10 protein-coding genes (1 of these 10 running past the window's edge) are annotated in these 15,866 nt (G+C 59.7%); 3 read left to right on the top strand and 7 right to left on the bottom strand.

The features are described 5' to 3' along the window. Positions 1 to 17 precede the first annotated feature (17 nt). The 6 genes from ACIQVE_RS12825 to ACIQVE_RS12800 form a co-directional block, all read right to left on the bottom strand. A complete protein-coding gene (locus ACIQVE_RS12825) occupies positions 18 to 1,394 on the bottom strand; it encodes a hypothetical protein (RefSeq protein WP_402808593.1) in 1,377 nt (458 codons plus the stop codon). Positions 1,395 to 1,519: 125 nt separating this feature from the next. Continuing rightward, positions 1,520 to 2,485, bottom strand: a complete 966-nt coding sequence (locus ACIQVE_RS12820; RefSeq protein ID WP_402808591.1) for an alpha/beta hydrolase — start codon at positions 2,483 to 2,485, stop codon at positions 1,520 to 1,522. Between the two features lie 12 nt (positions 2,486 to 2,497). Beyond that, positions 2,498 to 3,130, bottom strand: coding sequence for a BRCT domain-containing protein (locus ACIQVE_RS12815; protein ID WP_402808588.1), 633 nt, complete (start codon positions 3,128 to 3,130; stop codon positions 2,498 to 2,500). 11 nt (positions 3,131 to 3,141) lie between these two features. Beyond that, complete coding sequence (locus tag ACIQVE_RS12810) at positions 3,142 to 3,531, bottom strand: hypothetical protein (protein WP_402808586.1); 390 nt, start codon at positions 3,529 to 3,531, stop codon at positions 3,142 to 3,144. A 378-nt stretch (positions 3,532 to 3,909) separates the two neighbouring features. After that, the gene (locus ACIQVE_RS12805; protein ID WP_402808585.1) at positions 3,910 to 5,736 is read right to left on the bottom strand and encodes a glycoside hydrolase family 15 protein; all 1,827 of its coding nucleotides are present in this window, start codon (positions 5,734 to 5,736) and stop codon (positions 3,910 to 3,912) included. Beyond that, a complete protein-coding gene (locus ACIQVE_RS12800) occupies positions 5,729 to 6,529 on the bottom strand; it encodes an SDR family oxidoreductase (protein ID WP_402808584.1) in 801 nt (266 codons plus the stop codon). The genes ACIQVE_RS12805 and ACIQVE_RS12800 overlap by 8 nt, the downstream gene beginning before the upstream one ends. Positions 6,530 to 6,801: 272 nt before the next feature. Here ACIQVE_RS12800 and ACIQVE_RS12795 point away from each other — a divergent pair, with 272 nt between their 5' ends. Then, positions 6,802 to 7,974, top strand: a complete 1,173-nt coding sequence (locus ACIQVE_RS12795; RefSeq protein ID WP_402808581.1) for an MFS transporter — start codon at positions 6,802 to 6,804, stop codon at positions 7,972 to 7,974. Positions 7,975 to 8,070: 96 nt separating this feature from the next. Here the strand turns inward: ACIQVE_RS12795 and ACIQVE_RS12790 are convergent, their stop codons facing one another. Then, positions 8,071 to 9,204: a cupin-like domain-containing protein gene (locus ACIQVE_RS12790; RefSeq protein ID WP_402808579.1), complete on the bottom strand. Its 1,134-nt coding sequence runs from the start codon at positions 9,202 to 9,204 to the stop codon at positions 8,071 to 8,073. Between the two features lie 129 nt (positions 9,205 to 9,333). Here ACIQVE_RS12790 and ACIQVE_RS12785 point away from each other — a divergent pair, with 129 nt between their 5' ends. Together ACIQVE_RS12785 and ACIQVE_RS12780 are read left to right on the top strand one after the other, a co-directional pair. Continuing rightward, complete coding sequence (locus ACIQVE_RS12785) at positions 9,334 to 10,071, top strand: thioesterase II family protein (protein WP_402808577.1); 738 nt, start codon at positions 9,334 to 9,336, stop codon at positions 10,069 to 10,071. Between the two features lie 243 nt (positions 10,072 to 10,314). Then, on the top strand, positions 10,315 to 15,866 hold the 5' portion of the coding sequence (locus ACIQVE_RS12780; RefSeq protein ID WP_402808575.1) for a non-ribosomal peptide synthase/polyketide synthase. The gene runs 6,862 nt beyond the window's last position; the window shows 5,552 of its 12,414 coding nt (coding positions 1–5,552); it begins with the start codon at positions 10,315 to 10,317; the stop codon falls past the right edge of the window.

Here is a 15,866-nt window from a genome sequence, read left to right as displayed (position 1 = left end):
AACTGGGTTCGACCCCATCAATTTAACGGTGGGCTGGCGCCAGCTCGGGCCGAAGAAAAACTTAACGTCGTGTCCGGGATTAGTTGACCACTACATAGGTCACTTTTAAGCTTTTCGGGAATCTCTTCTGTACTCGCTCCCAACAATCGATAGGCCCGTTCTTTTCCAGTGCGTCCATCTCTCCGATGACGTTCGACGGTGACTGCCTTGTTTAGGTCATCTTCGAATTTTTGTACAGCATCGGCAATATCCAGCGGCATGAACAACAAACGTTTGAGCATGGTGGGAAGTATCTGCGGCAAACAGTTGTTCAAGTCCAGACCAAGGTGGTCTTTGAGCGTGGGGATCAGATGTTTGCAGCCATTGATGAACTGGGTCATTTCCCGAACAGTCTGCAGCGGGGTTTCCAATCGGCTATTTTCTTCTCCGTTGACACGCTCATTCAGTAGCGCATCAAGCCAAAACTGGAGCATGGCCAGAGGGAAGAGTTTCGAGCCGTTATCGGTCAGGATAATTTTCGGATTCTGCAGATAACTAGTCAGCGCTGGAAGTTTAATTCGTCTTGGCAGAGGCAAGACCTTGCGTTGGTATTCTTCTGCCAGATCTTTGGCCCTGGTTTGGGCCTCTTCTTCGATAGCCGCTTTCTTATGTGTCAGCCGGCCATGAAACTCGCGCCAAATAACCTCATCGTAAAGGCTCAGGTCACCACTGATCAGGGGTACGACAAACGGCGAGGTCAAGTATTTACGAACGACTTCTATGTTTTCAAAGGCCAGTTGTAGCGAAGTATCAACGTCATCGATAGGTAGAACAACCAGCTTTCGTTGGGTCAGTAACAAAGTCTTTTTCAGCAGCAGATGAACATTTTCTGCGAGAGACTGGTTTCCCATGAAGGCCCGAAGTTTATCTAGGCCATACTGCTCTTTCTGTTTCTGGATGCCTTCCAGTGCCGTACCCAGCTTATGCAGTTGTTCATAAAAGGCTTCAGCTTGCTTTTCATCGTTTTGCAGAGCACTGCGAACGGTCTTGTCCCTCATCAGGGCGGCGACAATCACGTTTAGCAGCAGGTCGTCACCGTTTTCCAGAAGTGTCGGATCCAAAGGTTTGAGGATTAACAAATCCTTGTCGTCTTTGAGATAGGTGGTGAGGTTGACAAGGACTGAGCTTTTCCCGGTACCACGACCACCGTCGATCAGGATGGCTTCATGGCTGCGGTAATCATCAAGGTCGTCGGACTGAGTATCGAGCGAGGGGGTTTTACCAAGGCTGTGTTTAAGGTGTTCAACGATTTTTTTATAGACGTCCTGTGCCAAGAGGTTTTTCGGTGTCGGCTGGTGCGCCTGTTCGCCTTGATCGATAGGCAGTTCAATTTCGATGCCAGGATTCTCACCCATGTAAACCAGTCCTTGTAATGCGCGTGGCGCTTCCCTCCGAGAGAGAAAGCGAAAGATATGCTCGATGTGGATCCAATAAGAGTAGCTATCTGCCACTATAATTGCCAGTCAAACTCTTCCGCGCATTAAGGGTGAACTTTGGCACTCCGAAGATCCAGCAATGCCTTGATAGTTTGTGCTGGGGCTTCTTCAGGAATATTGTGGCCAACCCCAACCCCAACCCCAACCCCAACCCCAACCCCAACCCCAACCCCAACCCCAACCCCAACAAGCACACGCCGCTCGTAGGAACCGGTAAAGCGCAGCGCGTCTTCATCATTATTCACGACCGGACCGACATCATCATCAGCGCCACACAGTGAAATCGTCGGTACGCTGATCGCCGGTTGTTTTTCCAGCGCCTGCTCCATCCATTCCAGCGCCGGATCGCCCGCCGCGTACATGAACCGATGGCGATAGGAATGAATAACCACTTCGACGAAATCCGGGTTGTCGAAAGCGGGTGTGGTCAGTGGGTAACGCTCGGCATTGCGCAGCCACGTCGGTGACCATAATTGCCAAAGTAACTCGCAAAATTCCCACCGGTTTTGCGTCAGCCCCTCAACGCCACGCGGCGTATGGAAATAATACTGATACCAATAGCGATGTTCGGACTGAGGATCCGCTGGTCGAACCGAGTTTGGAATGTCCTGCAAGTTGTAACCGTCGCCGGTCACCAGTCCTCGCACACGCTCGGGAAACAACGCCGCGACAATGCACGCCGCGCGACCGCCCCAGTCATAGCCGCATAGCGTGGCTTGCGCGATGCCCAGCCCATCCATCAAATCCAGCAGATCCTGCGCCAGCGCCGCCTGCTGGCCGGAGCGCAACGTTTGCGCACTGTTGAACTGCGTCGGCCCATAACCGCGCAAGTACGGCACGATCACCCGATAGCCATTGGCGGCCAGCGGCGGGGCGATTTCGTCATAGGCGCGCGGAGAGTAGGGGAAGCCGTGCAGCAAGATCACCGGCTCGCCTGATTCAGGACCGTGCTGTTGGTAAGCGATGGTCAAATCCGAGGTTTTGCAGAAAAGCATCGTGTGATGATTCATCTGACTCTCCAACTATCCGAACAACACCTTCTGCCAATGGTCTTCGCTAACAATAGCAATCGGCACTCCGCTATTTCTCAGCTCAACTGCCTTTTTGATCTTGGTGCCATAGGTGCTGTGAAGCCATTGATCATTGCCGATGCTGCCAACGACCAAGTAGTGAATTTTTTTGCTGACCGAGCCGCCAATCACGCCGCCGCGCTCGACGATCAGTGCTTCACAATCCTTGCGCGGCCCGTAAGCCATGACGCCGGTGAACAGGAAGACTCGATCTGCCCAACTCATGTCCGGTGCCGGGTTGTCGAGCGGCAAGCTGGTGGGTGTTGTGGTGGATTGCAATGCGCCGACGGGGAGGCCTGCGAATTGACGCAGCATTTCCAGCAGCTCTACCGACTCTTCTGCATCCAGCACGTTGTCACTGAGCATTTGAGCGAGACGCGTGTAAAGAATGTTAACGACTGGATCGGCGAGGTGAATCAAATGGCTTTCGATCCATGTCTTGAGAAACTCGGCTTCCTGCTGGTTGATTTTGCCGTCAGCGGCAAGTCCGGCAGCAATACCGACCAAGGCGTCAGCAGAACGCCGGTCAATCCGTGCCCGGTGAAAGAAAGCGCTGTTTTGAAATTCCTGGTGTAAATCGACCATCACGCTTCTCCTTAAGCCTCTACTTCCGCCACCTGATTAAAATACTTCGTCCGATCCGGCGTATACATCACCACCATCTTCGTCCGCGAACACGTCAACGAGCGCTCCTCAGCCAAATCGACATCCAGATCTTCCCCACGCAACCCTTGCCACTGCGCGAGGTATTTCAGTGAGCCATATTTTTCGTTTTTCTTCAGGCTGCGGCTCACCCCGCCTTTCCAGCCGAGGACGGGCAGTTCGTTGGCGAGGCAGCGTTGGGCGAGGTCGGGGAAACGGGCTGCGCGCTGGCGGCCGATTTCCCAGCATTTGATCAGGCCTTTGTCGGCGGCTTCCCAGAGCTGGGTGCGTGTCAGGCCGGTGCGCAGGGGCGTATCGATTGTGCGCTGGACGTGCTGGGACATTCTGCTTCCTTGAATTCGGGTTTTGTTGGACAGCTCCGCTGTGCCCGTTGCGGTGGATGGTAGGGGCGGATGTAACCGCTGGCAACAAGGTATTTCGGGGTGTAAGTGCAAGTTGCGGGGAAGTGTGGATCCGGGCGTGTTGAGTGTTTGTAGGCACGCAGTTGCAGTCACTGTGGCGAGGGGATTTATCCCCGTTCGGCTGCGCAGCAGTCGCAAAGTCAATGAATGCGGTATTTCTGAAGGAATGGGGGTGCAGGATCTGGGGCTGCGAAGCAGCCCAACGGGGATAAATCCCCTCGTCACAGGGGATTGCGGAGTGTATGACCTACTTTGAATAGCGGAAGTATGCGGGAGTTGTCCTACAGAAAATGGCGACTATTACGGCTGCCATTCACTCTTTTCCCCACTCAACCGGCGATCCAGAAAACTCGCCGCACTGATCAAGGCCAGATGCGTCAGCGCTTGCGGCGTATTGCCCAAGTGCCGCCCATGGCTGTCGAACTCTTCGGCGTACAGCCCCAGCGGATTGGCGTAACGCAGCAGTTGTTCGAACTCCAGATGGGCCTTTTCCACCTGGCCGGCGCGGGCCAGGCATTCGACGTACCAGAACGAGCACGCGGCAAACGCACCTTCTGTGCCGGCCAAGCCATCAATCCCCGCATCTTCATTGCGATAGCGGTAAACCATGCCATCGCGCACCAGGGTTTTCTCGATAGCTGCCAGCGTCGACAGCCAGCGGGGGTCCTTGGCGCTGACGAAGCGCACCAGCGGCATCAACAGCATCGAGCCGTCGAGGGCAGTGCCGCCCTTGTACTGGACGAAATGCTCGCGTTCTTCATCCCAGAAGTTGTCCCAGATGTCGGCGTAGATCGCTTGACGGGTCTGGTCCCATTGGGCGAACGGTGCTGGTAGCGAGCGTTTTGAGGCGAGGCGAATCGCTCGATCCAGCGCCACCCAGCACATCAGCCGCGAGTGCAGAAAGTGATGTTGCTCACCGCGCATTTCCCAAATGCCTACATCAGTGGTCTGCCATGTCTCACAGACCTGATCGACCACTTCGCGCACGTGCTTCCAGCCTTCGTGGGAAATTGCGTCGCCATACTTATTGACCAGATACACCGCGTCCATCAGTTCGCCGAAGATGTCCAACTGGATCTGGTCGTACGCGCCGTTGCCGATGCGCACCGGTTTCGCGCCGCCATGGCCGGACAGATGCGCAAGCTCGGTTTCTGGCAGTTCCTGGCGACCGTCAACGGCATACAGAATGTTCAGTTTCATTGGCTGGCAGTTGCAATCGCTGACCCGTCCGCGCAGCCAGCCCATGTAGGCGTTGGCTTCGCTGACGAAACCCAGACGCATGAACGCGTAAACGGTAAATGAGGCGTCGCGGATCCAGGTGTAGCGATAATCCCAGTTGCGCTCGCCGCCGGGGGTTTCCGGCAGGCCGAAGGTGGCGGCTGCGAGTATCGCGCCGTGTCGGCGGGAGGTCAGGAGCTTGAGCGCGAGCGCCGAGCGGTTGACCATTTCGCGCCAGCGTCCGCGGTAAATCGACTGGCTGATCCAGTCGCGCCAGAACTTCAGCGTGCGCTCCATGCAGAAATCGCTGGCCCCCTCGGCGAAACGCGGATCGTCGGTCGCGCCGAGCATGAAACCGGCCGTCTGATCCTGTTTCAGCGTGAAGCGGGCGACGGCCGCGTCTGCGTCAACCTGCATCGGCTGATCCGAGGCCAGACGCAGCGTCGGTTGGCCCATTGCACTGAACAGTACGTCTTGCTGATCCGCCTGCGCGCGCGTGTCGGCGCGGGCGTAGTCGTGGCGCACGGCGCAGCGCATATGGAACGTCGCTTCGCCGCTGACCACGCGCACGCGGCGCATCAACAGCGGCAGGTCATCTTCGCTGTCGCCCACTGGCAGCATGTCGGTGATTTCCACCACAGCGTATTCACTGAGCCAGCGGGTTTGCAGGACGTTGGTGTCCGGCAGGTAAATCTGCTCACGTCGCGCATCGGGCAAGTCCGGCGCGAGTTGGAAAATCCCCGCGTCGGGGGTGTCTAGCAACGAGCAGAAAATCGACGGACTGTCGAATTCCGGCCAGCAGAAAAAGTCCACGCTGCCCTTGTCGTTGACCAGCGCCGCACTGCGCATGTCACCGATGATGCCGTGGGCGTCGATCGGGCTTTGTCGTTCTGGATGATGCTCAGCCATTGCCGCGGAACTCCGGATAGAGACTCATGCCGCCGTCGATGAACAGGGTGGTGCCGACGATGTAATCAGCAGCATCGGAGGCGAGAAACACTACCGCGTTGGCGACATCTTCAACATCGCCAATACGCCCGTAGGGAATCAGTTCAAGCAGTTTTTCGCCCGCCGCGCCTTCGGTGGCCTGTTGATTGATCGCCGTGCGAATCGCCCCCGGCGCAATGCCGTTGATACGAATGCGCTGATGGCTGACTTCCTGCGCGAGGGTTTGCATCAACTGGTCGACGCCGCCCTTGGATGCGGCGTAATTGACGTGGCCGGCCCACGGAATCCGCTGGTGCACCGAGCTCATGTGGATGATCTTGCCCGCAGCCCGGGACACGCCTTCGCGAATACCCTGACGGTTGAAAATCCGCAGTGCGGCGCGGGCGCAGAGGAATTGGCCGGTGAGGTTGACGCCGATCACCGCATTCCAGTCCTCCAGCGACATATCCACCGCCGCCGCGTCTTTTTGCAGGCCGGAGTTAGCCACCAGAATGTCCAGTGAGCCAAAGGCGTCGAGTGTTTGAGAGAACAGCCGTTCGACCTCGTCTTCCTTCGATACATCGGCACCGATGGCCAGCGCCTGACCGCCGTCGGCGATGATTTGCCGGGCAAGGGCTTCAGCGGGTTCGGCCTGACGGTTGTAGTTGATAACCACCGCAGCACCCGCAGCGGCCAAGGCTTTGGCGGCAGCGTGGCCGATGCCGGAGCTGGCACCGGTGATGAGTGCAACCTGGCGGGCGAGGGAAATGTGCATAGGGAGGCGCCGGGGTGGAGGGCTTATTTAGCTGACCGATTGCTTGCCTTGAGAGTTCATTTCTGTGGGTTCTGTAGTGAATGTACGGGCTTCATCGCGGGCAAGCCCGCTCCCACAGGGGACATTGCTGAACACAAAATTCATGCACGACATGGATCACTGTGGGAGCGGGCTTGCCCGCGATGGCGTCTTTACATCCCACCAACAATTCCTCGCTTCCTCTCTCATCAGCCTTTATGGCAACTTGGCCGCCCCTGACGAGACTGTGACCGATGGCAAACCCCTACCGCATATTGTTCAATGCCCCCGGCGCCCGCAACTTTGTGCTGGCCGGGATGATCGCGCGCATGCCGATTTCCATGACCGGTATCGGCGTGATCACCATGCTCTCGCAATTGAAGGGCGGTTATGGATTGGCCGGTGCGGTGGCCGCGACGTTTGCTTTGGCCACGGCGTTTTGCGCGCCGCAGGTGTCGCGGCTGGTCGACCGGTTTGGTCAGGGCAAGGTGTTGCCAGTCTCGGCGTTGATCGGGGGCGGGGCGCTGCTGATGCTGTTGCTGTGCACGCGTTTGCAGGCGCCGACCTGGACGTTGTTTATCTTTGCCGCGCTGGCCGGTTGCATGCCGAGCATGTCGGCAATGGTGAGGGCGCGCTGGACCGAAATCTATCGCGGCCAGCCACAATTACAGACGGCCTATGCGTTGGAATCGGTACTCGATGAGGTCTGTTTTATCGTCGGCCCACCGTTGTCGGTGGGGTTGTGCGTGGTAGCGTTTCCCGAGGCCGGGCCGTTGGCGGCGCTGGTGATGCTGACGATTGGCGTGACTGCGTTCGTGGCCCAGCGCAGCACCGAGCCCGCAGTGCATCCACATGAGTCGCAGCATCAGGGCTCGATCATTCGCTCGACCGAGGTTCAATGGCTGCTGGCGTTGATGATCGCGATGGGCATCATCGTTGGTGTGATCGATGTGGTCAGCGTCGCGTTCGCTCAACACCAGGGGCAACCGGCGGCGGCGAGTATTGTGCTGTCGGTGTATGCGATCGGCTCATGTCTGGCGGGGATTGCGTTCGGCGCGATGCGCTCGAAATTGCCGTTGCCGCGGCTGTTCCTGTATGGCGGGATGGCGACGGCGGTGACCACGCTGCCGCTGTTACTGGCGAGCAACATTTTTGGCTTGTCAGTAGCGGTTTTTATTGCCGGGCTGTTCTTCTCGCCGACGCTGATTGTGGCGATGGCATTGATCGAACGCATCGTGCCGCCGGCCAAACTCACCGAAGGGCTGACGTGGCTGGTGACGGGTTTGAGTATTGGCGTGGCGGTGGGTGCCGCCGGGTCTGGTTGGCTAGTGGATGCCTACGGCGCTCGCAGCGGATTCTGGCTGGCAATTGCAGCGGGGGCGGTGGTGTTGGGCTCTGCGGTGCAGAGTTTCCGCCATCTGAAATAATTCCGCACTCCCGAATACTCTGATGCACATACTGTGGCGAGGGAGCTTGCTCCCTCGCCACAAATGACCCACAGATATCATTTGCCTCTGGGATGCCTACCAACCCCGTCCTGAATTCACCCAGAAATTCACCGACAACGATGTCGACACCGACTCCACCTGATGGAACCACCCCTCCGGTAAAAACAGCAGATCCCCAGCCTCCAGCGTCACGCGCAGGAACGTCACACCCCGCGCCGCCGGGAAGCGTTCATAGTCCGGCGCATCCGGATTGAAATCGCAGCCATCCAGCCCACCCTCGGGCGCCGTCGACCAGGTGCCCAGCGCTTCGCGATGATGCGGCGCGGCCAGGGTGAATGTCTTCTGCCCCCAGACTTGGGCAAACAGATTGTCGGTGTCATCACGGTGTAGCGGTGTCAGGGTGCCCTTGGGGCCGATCCAGATTCGCGGTGGGATGAACAGCGAGGCGTCGAAGTAGGCGGGGTATTTGATCTGCTGCATCAATGCGGCCGGCAGAATGTTGTTGCCCATATAAGCGGGTGGCTCACCGTCCGCACCTTTGGCCGCCGGGTTTTCCAGCGAGGCAATGAAGTCGGCCATCGATGTGGAGCGAAAATCACGCTCGGTGGAAAAGGTTTTCTTCACGTAGTCGCCATGGCGGGTGATGCCTTGCAGCTCGGCGAAATGCACCAGTGATTCTTCACGGCTGAGCTTGAACAGTGGCCAGTCGTGCAGTGCATTGCTGATCACCACTGGAATGCCGTGGGGCAAGTAGCGCTTCTCGAACTCGGCCACCGACAGCTCACTGCGCGGACGACGCTCGATCTCATGTTGAGTCGGCAGACCAGCGGTGAGTTTTTCGCTGAAACGTGGCGGGGTCGGGTAGCGCTTGTTCATGTCGACCTTTTGCGCTGCCGCACCGCCGTGGCGGGCGTGGTCGATGATCTGCGGCAGCAGCGTCGCCAGGCCCATGTTGCCGCCGATCTTCAAGCGACCGCTGGCGAAGAGTTCTTCAACGTTGGCCGTGCCGCCCATGATGGCGAGAAAATCCCGCTCCGCGACTTCAAAGGTCACGTCGGGGCTGGCATGGCGGCCCGCTTCAGTGCGGCTGCTGGCCTTGACCTCGGACCAGTAGGCCTGTTGCGGGCCAAACACGAATTGGAAAACACCTTCGATACCGACTGCGCCAGCATTGGCGAACAGTTTGCCCAGGATGGTCTGCACGTCCACGGCGATTCCTCATTATTGATTTTGGTCTGAACAGTTAACGAGCACCTCTGTGGGGGATTTAGCGGGCATCGACTAATTTGCCGGGGCAGCGATCCGTTTCTCTCTACAGACGAATTTTTTGAGGGACGCGTGGTGACCAAGCTGACTTTGCTGTGCCTGCCGTATTCCGGTGCCAGCGCGATGGTCTACAGCCGCTGGCGGCCGAAGTTGCCGCAATGGCTGCAACTGCAACCGGTGGAGCTGCCGGGGCGCGGCGCCCGGTTCGATGAGCCGCTGCAAACCGATATGCGCACGCTGGCGATGCAACTGGCCAGGGAATTGCGCCCGACACTCAAAACTCCGTATGCGTTGTTCGGCCATAGCCTGGGCGCGTTGATGGCGTGCGAAATTGCCCATGCGTTGCGCGCACTGGGTTGTCCGGAACCGGTGGCGCTGTTTGCCTCGGGGACCGCGGCGCCAACGATGCGCGCCGATTACGATCGCGGTTTTGCCGAGCCGAAGACCGACGCCGAGCTGATCGATCAATTGCGCACGCTCAACGGCACCAGTGAGGAAGTGCTGGCCAATGAAGAGTTGATGGGCCTGACGCTGCCAATCCTGCGCGCCGACTTCCTGCTGTGCGGCACATTCGAGCCGGCGCAGCGGCCGCTGCTCAACTGCCCGGTGCACGTGCTGGGCGGCAAGGCCGACAAGGCCACCACCGAACAGTTGATCGGTTGGAGCAAGGAAACTTCGGGCAGCTTCTCGGTGGACATGCTCGCCGGCGGGCACTTTTTCATCCATGAGCACGAAGCCAAAGTGCTGAGGGTGATCAAGGATCAACTGGAAGTTCATCATCGTCGGCATGCCGTGCTCGCAACCGCCTGAGCACCCAAGAACCTGTGGGAGCGAGCTTGCTCGCGAAGAGGGAGTTCCAGTCGATATTTCCATTGGCTGACACATCGCATTCGCGAGCAAGCTCGCTCCCACAGGGTTTCAGGGCAATCTGAAAATCTCCCCTTTACCTCCCGCTTGATAGTTGTTCTCAAACGCTAATTTTTCCGCTGTGCATTCGTTTTATAGGGACGACGCGCCTTTGTGCTGCCTGCCTATTGATCCGGATGCCAAGAAATGAATGCAGAAGACTCCCTGAAACTCGCTCGCCGGTTTATCGGGTTGCCCCTGGAAAAGCGCCAGATGTTCCTGGCGGCGCTGCAGAGGGAAGGGGTGGATTTTTCCCGGTTTCCGATTCCGGCCGGGGTCGAGGCCGAGGATCGGCAGGCGCTGTCTTACGCCCAGCAACGCATGTGGTTTCTCTGGCATCTGGATCCGCAAAGCGGCGCTTACAACTTGCCGGCGGCGGTGCGCCTGACCGGTCGCCTGAATCAGCAGGCGCTTGAGCAAGCCTTTGCCAGCCTGATCGAACGCCACGAAACCCTGCGCACGGTATTCCAGCAACAGCCTGACGACAGCCTGCTGCAAGTACCGCTGCAACAACCGTTGGACATTCAGCGCGTCGACCTCAGTGCCTTGGCGGCCGCCGAGCGCGAAGTGCGCGTGGCGGCGGCGGCAGAAGAGCAGTCGCTGCTGCCGTTCGATCTGGCCAACGGGCCACTGCTGCGCGTGCGTCTGCTGCAACTGGCCGAGCAGGAACATGTGTTGCTACTGACGTTGCATCACATCGTTTCCGATGGCTGGTCGATGAACGTATTGATCGACGAGTTCTGCCGCTTTTATGACGCCCATGATCAGGGGCTGATTGCCGAACTGCCAGCATTGGCGGTGCAGTACAGCGATTACGCGCTGTGGCAGCGGCGTTGGCTGGAGGCTGGCGAGCAACAGCGTCAACTCGATTACTGGCTGGCGCAATTGGGCGACGAACACCCGGTGCTGGAGCTGCCGGTCGATCGTCCGCGCCCGGTACTGCCGAGTTATCGCGGTCGTCGTCACGAGCAGGTGGTGGAGGCGGCGCTGGTCGAGCAACTGCGCGGGGTGGCGCGCCAGCACGGCGTCACCTTGTTCATGCTGTTGCTCGGTACCTTCAATGTTCTGCTGCACCGCTACACCGGCCAGAACGACCTGCGCGTCGGTGTGCCGATTGCCAACCGCAACCGCCGCGAAATCGAAGGCCTGATCGGCTTCTTCGTCAACACCCAAGTGCTGCGCGTGCAACTGGACGGTCAGACCCGATTCGGCGACTTGCTCAGCGCGCTCAAGGAAACCGCGCTCGGTGCCCAGGCGCATCAGGATCTGCCGTTTGAACGGCTGGTCGAAGCACTCAAACTTGAGCGCAGCCTGAGCTACAACCCGTTGTTCCAGGTGATGTACAACCATCAGCCGGAAGTCGCTGATGTCACCACGCTCAAGGTCGGCAGCGGCCTGGAGTTGGGGGTGATCGAGTGGGAAAGCCGCAGCACGCAGTTCGATCTGAGCCTGGACACGTATGAGAAGGGCCGTCAGTTGCACGCCGCATTTACCTACGCCAGCGACCTGTTCGACGGTGAAACCATCGAGCGCATGGCGCGGCACTGGACACGCCTGTTGCACAGCATCGTCAACGATCCGCAGCAACGGGTCAGCGAGATCGGGCTGTTGCAGGCGCAGGAATATCAACAACTGACCCAGGACTGGGGGCGCCATGACACGACATGGCCGAGCGAGCGCCCGGTGCATGAGTTGTTCGAGGCGCAAGTTGCGCAGGCTCCGGATGCTGCCGCGCTGATTTTCGAGGGTCAGCAACTGACCTACGCCCAGCTCAATGCCCGCGCCAATCGTCTGGCCCGCACGCTGCTGGCGCAGGGTGTCGGCCCGGAAGTGCTGGTCGGCGTCGCCGTCGACCGGGGTCTTGAGCTGATTGTTGCCATCCTCGCGGTGCTCAAGGCAGGTGGTGCGTACGTGCCGTTGGACCCGCAGTACCCGCGTGATCGCCTGCTGTGCATGATCGAAGACAGCGGCAGCCGCTTGTTGCTGACGCAAAGCCATCTGCTCGAACGCCTGCCGGTGCCGCAGAACGTGCAGTGCCTGTGTCTGGATCAGTCCGACGTCTGGGCAAACGCAGACGAAAGCAATCCACAGTGTGCGGTGTGGGCCGATAACCTCGCCTACGTGATGTTCACTTCCGGCTCCACCGGTCGCCCGAAAGGGGTTGGCATCAGCCACGGTGCGCTGAGCAAACACGCCTTCGCCTCGCAGTATTACTACGGCCTGAGTGCCGCCGATTGCGCGCTGCAATTTGCCACGTTCAACTTCGATGCCTTCGGTGAACAACTCTTCGGCCCGCTGACCTGCGGCGCCTCGGTGGTGTTGCGCGGCAACGAGGTCTGGGACAGCGAAACCCTGTATCGCCACATCGTCGAACAGGGCATCACGGTCATGGACTTGACCACCGCTTACTGGAACATGATCGCCAAGGAATTCGCTGCCGCCGGCCCGCGTGACTATGCCGCGCTGCGTCAGGTACACAGCGGCGGTGAAGCCATGCCGCCGGAAGGCGTGCAGGCCTGGCGCGTGGCGGGGCTTGGGCAAGTGAAATTGCTCAACACCTACGGCCCGACTGAAGCCACCATCACCGCGACCACGCTGGATTGCAGCGATTACGTGTTCGGTCGTCAGCCATTACCGCTGACAATGCCGATCGGGCAGCCGCTACCGGGGCGCCATACCTATCTGCTGGATGCCGACGGTCAACCGACGCCGGTGGGCGTGGTCGGTGAACTGTTGATTGGCGGCGAGCTGCTGGCGCGCGGTTATTTCCAGCGTGCGGACCTGACCGCCGAGCGGTTTATGCCCGATCCGTTTTCCACTAGCGGTGCCCGGTTGTACCGCACCGGCGACCTTGCGCGCTTCAACGGCAAGGGCCAGATCGAGTACGTCGGCCGGGTTGACCATCAGGTGAAAATCCGTGGTTTCCGCATTGAGCTGGGCGAAGTCGAGGCGCGTTTGCTCGAACTCGATGCCGTCAGCGAAGCGGTGGTGCTTGCGGTACAGGGCGGCAGCAGCCTGCAACTGGTCGCGTACGTGGTGCCGAAGCAAGCCGACGTGGTGTCGGCGTCGGCCGATGCGCAAGGCGCGGCGCGCGAAGCGATCAAGGCGCAACTCAAAAACAGCCTGCCGGATTACATGGTGCCGACCCAAGTGCTGTTCCTCGGCACACTGCCGCTGAGCCCGAACGGCAAACTGGATCGCAAGGCCTTGCCGTCGCCGGACGCCAGCCAGATGCAGCAAGCCTTTGTTGCGCCGCGCAGCGAACTGGAACAGAAAATCGCCGCGATCTGGCAGGACGTGCTCAAGCTCGAACAGGTCGGCCTGACTGACAACTTCTTCGAGCTGGGCGGTGATTCGATCATCTCCATTCAAGTGGTCAGCCGCTCGCGTCAGGCCGGGATTCATTTCAGCCCGCGTGACCTGTTCCAACACCAGACCGTGCAAGGCCTGGCCAGCGTCGCTCAACAAGGCACCGCTGGCGTGGCGGTCGATCAGGGGCCGGTGACGGGTGCGTTGACGCTGCTGCCGATCCAGCAAGTGTTTTTCGCAGACGACATTCCCCAGCGTCATCACTGGAACCAGGCAGTGCTGCTGCGCAGTCATGAAACCCTGCGTGCCGAGGCGTTGTTGCAGGCGTTGAATGCGCTGCTGGCCCAACATGATGCGTTGCGTTCGCGCTTCGTCGAAGGCGCCGACGGTTGGCGTGCCGATGTGGCGCCAGTCGTGGTTGAGCCGGAACTGTTGTGGACCGCTGACAACCTTGCTGACGCCGAGCTGCACGCGCTGTACGCCAACGCCCAACAGAGTCTCGACCTGCAAAAAGGTCCGTTACTGCGCGCGGTGCTGGCCACCGTGGCCGATGGCAGTCAGCGTCTGTTGCTGGCGGTGCATCACCTGGCGGTGGACGGCGTGTCATGGCGGATTTTGCTGGAAGACCTGCAACTGGCGTATCAGCAAGCGCTGCAAGGTTCGAGCATCAAGTTGCCGGCCAAAACCAGTTCGTACAAGGCCTGGGGCGAGCATCTGCAAACCTTTGCCGCAACGGACGCGGTGCAGGCAGAACTGGGTTTCTGGCAACAGCAGGTTGAGGGCGCGGCGCAGGATCTGCCGTGCGACAACCCGCAGGGCAGCCTGCAAAGTCGTCACGCGCAAGTGCTGCACAGCCGACTCGACAAAACCTTTACTCAGCAACTGCTGCAACAGGCACCGGCGGCGTATCGCACACAGGTCAACGACTTGCTGCTGACCGCGCTGGCGCGGGTCATCTGCCGTTGGACCGGGTATGCCGATACGCTGATTCAGCTCGAGGGTCACGGTCGCGAAGACCTGTTTGACGACGTCGACCTGACCCGCACCGTCGGCTGGTTCACCAGTGTGTTCCCGGTGCGCCTGACCCCGGCGGATTCGCTGGCGAGCGCGATCAAGCAGATCAAGGAGCAACTGCGCGCCATCCCGAACAAAGGGCTTGGTTTCGGCGTGCTGCGTCACCTCGGTGACGCGCAGGCGCAAGCTCTACTCAAGGCACTGCCGGTGCCGCGCATCACCTTCAACTACTTGGGCCAGTTCGACGGCAGTTTCGATGCCGAGGAAGGCGCACTGTTCAGCCCGGCCGGTGAACGCGCCGGGCTTGAGCAAAGTCTGGACGCACCGTTGGACAACTGGCTGGGCGTCGAAGGCCAGGTCTACGAAGGCGAACTCGACCTGCGCTGGACCTTCAGCTGCAAGCAGTTCAACGAGGCAACCATTGCCCGTCTGGCCGACGATTTCACCCGTGAGCTGCAAGCACTGATCAACCATTGCTGCCTGCCGGAATCGATGGGCACTACCCCCTCGGACTTCCCGCTGGCGCACATCGGCCAAGCGCAACTGGATGCGCTAACGGTGCCGGCCGCCGGCATCGAAGACATTTATCCGCTGTCGCCGATGCAGCAAGGCATGTTGTTCCATACCTTGTACGAGCAGGGGAATGGCACCTACATCAACCAGTTGAGTGTTGATGTCGACGGCCTTGATCCCGAGCGTTTCCGCGCCGCGTGGCAAGCCACCATGGACGCCCATGACATCCTGCGCAGCGGCTTCATCTGGCAGGGCGAATTGCAGGAACAACTGCAGATCATCCATCGCCGCCTCGAGTTGCCGTACACGCTGCTCGATTGGCGTGAGCGCGATGACATCGCCCAGGCTCTTGAAGATTTCACGGCTGCCGACCTGGCGCAGGGTTTCGACCTGACCGAGGCCGGGCTGCTGCGCGTCACGTTGATTCGAGTGGCTGAGCAGCGCCATCACCTGATTTTCACCAACCACCACATCTTGATGGACGGTTGGAGCAGCGCGCAGATGCTTGGCGAAGTCTTGCAGCGTTATGCCGGGCAGCAACCGCCGCGTCCTCTGAGCCGCTACGCCGATTACATCCAGTGGCTGCAACGTCAGGACGCTGCCGTCAGCGAAGCATTCTGGCTGGCGCAACTGGCGGACTTCCACGAACCGACGGTGCTGGCGCAAGCCGCGGCGGGCGGTGGCGAGGTGCGTGCCGACAAGGGGCATGCGCTCAAGCATTACCAGTTGGATGCGCCGCGGACTCGCCGTTTGAACGAGTTTGCCCGAGAACAGAAAGTCACCGCCAATACCCTGGTGCAAGCCGCGTGGCTGCTGTTGTTGCAGCGTTATACCGGCAGCGCTTGCGTAGCGTTCGGCACCAC

Origin of the sequence: Pseudomonas sp. NPDC098747 (assembly GCF_044760045.1) — a bacterium.
Classification (GTDB): domain Bacteria; phylum Pseudomonadota; class Gammaproteobacteria; order Pseudomonadales; family Pseudomonadaceae; genus Aquipseudomonas.
Note: the sequence above shows the minus strand (reverse complement) of the source record. Positions and strands in the feature narration are given on the sequence as shown.

Bases quoted from the DNA above. Each gene is read 5' to 3' on its own strand.
- ACIQVE_RS12805 (WP_402808585.1), bottom strand. From the start codon at position 5,736: ATGGCTGAGCATCATCCAGAACGACAAAGCCCGATCGACGCCCACGGC.
- ACIQVE_RS12810 (WP_402808586.1), bottom strand. From the start codon at position 3,531: ATGTCCCAGCACGTCCAGCGCACAATCGATACGCCCCTGCGCACCGGC.
- ACIQVE_RS12820 (WP_402808591.1), bottom strand. From the start codon at position 2,485: ATGAATCATCACACGATGCTTTTCTGCAAAACCTCGGATTTGACCATC.
- ACIQVE_RS12815 (WP_402808588.1), bottom strand. From the start codon at position 3,130: ATGGTCGATTTACACCAGGAATTTCAAAACAGCGCTTTCTTTCACCGG.
- ACIQVE_RS12825 (WP_402808593.1), bottom strand. From the start codon at position 1,394: ATGGGTGAGAATCCTGGCATCGAAATTGAACTGCCTATCGATCAAGGC.
- ACIQVE_RS12800 (WP_402808584.1), bottom strand. From the start codon at position 6,529: ATGCACATTTCCCTCGCCCGCCAGGTTGCACTCATCACCGGTGCCAGC.
- ACIQVE_RS12795 (WP_402808581.1), top strand. From the start codon at position 6,802: ATGGCAAACCCCTACCGCATATTGTTCAATGCCCCCGGCGCCCGCAAC.